1 protein-coding gene is annotated in these 1049 nt (G+C 64.3%); it reads left to right on the forward strand.

The features are described from left to right. Positions 1–78 precede the first annotated feature (78 nt). Positions 79–1038, forward strand: coding sequence for an IS5 family transposase (locus Pla123a_RS24380; protein WP_146591971.1), 960 nt, complete (start codon positions 79–81; stop codon positions 1036–1038). Positions 1039–1049: the final 11 nt, after the last annotated feature.

Consider the following 1049-nt stretch of genomic DNA (forward strand, 5'->3'; position numbering starts at 1 on the left):
GGCCTTGTCGAACAACCTCTTGCCTCTTCGCGTAGAAGCCCGTTGAACGGAGTTTCAACTTAACGGGACGGAGCGAACATGGCCGCATCAAGAGCTAGCAGCCGCACGGCTGGCAAGGCGTACAAGGTCACGAACTGGAAAGAGTACAACGAATCGCTGGTGCGTCGTGGCGACGTGACGCTGTGGCTGGAGGAGGACGTGATCATCGGCTGGGAGCATGAGAACGCGGAGAAGAAGGTGGGGCGCCCGTTCACCTATAGCGAGGAAGCGGTCCGCTGCCTGCTGTCGCTGCGTGAGGTGTTCGGCCTGACCTACCGCCAGACCGAGGGCTTCGGCCGCTCGCTGGTGCGGCTGATGGACGCCAAGATAGCGATCCCCGACTTCACCTCGCTGCAGAAGCGGGCGGCCAAGCTGGAGATCCCCCTGACCGCCAAGCCGAAGCGCGGCCCGGTGGACATCGTGGTCGACAGCACCGGGCTGAAGGTCTACGGCGACGGCGAGTGGAAGGCCCGCAAACACGGCGTGAGCAAGCGTCGCACGTGGCGGAAGCTACACATCGCGATCGACCCTAAGACCGGTGAGATCGTGGCCGAGGAGTCGACCGACAACGATAAGCACGACGCCGACCTGGTCGAGCCCCTGATCGAGCAGGTGGAGCGGCCGATCGAGAGGTTCTACGGCGACGGGGCGTACGACCAGCGGAAGGTCTACGAAGCGCTCGAGTGCGAGGCGGCCCAGCCGATCATCCCGCCCCGCAAGAACGCTAAGGTCTGGAGGCACGGCAACTCCAGCGACTGCCGCCTGCCCCGCGACCAGGCGCTCCGCCAGATCCGACGCACCAGCCGCAAGGCCTGGAAGATCGACGTCGGCTACCACTCCCGGAGTCTCGTTGAGACCTCCATGCACCGCCTGAAGGCCGCCTTCGGCGATAAGCTCCGAAGCCGAAAGCCGCCCAACCAGAAAGCCGAATGCCGGCTACGCTGCGCGATTCTTAACCGCTTCACGCAACTCGGCACGCCTCAGTTCGTCTGGAGTTAGTCGACAAGGCC

The organism is Posidoniimonas polymericola (genome assembly GCF_007859935.1).
Taxonomy (GTDB): domain Bacteria; phylum Planctomycetota; class Planctomycetia; order Pirellulales; family Lacipirellulaceae; genus Posidoniimonas; species Posidoniimonas polymericola.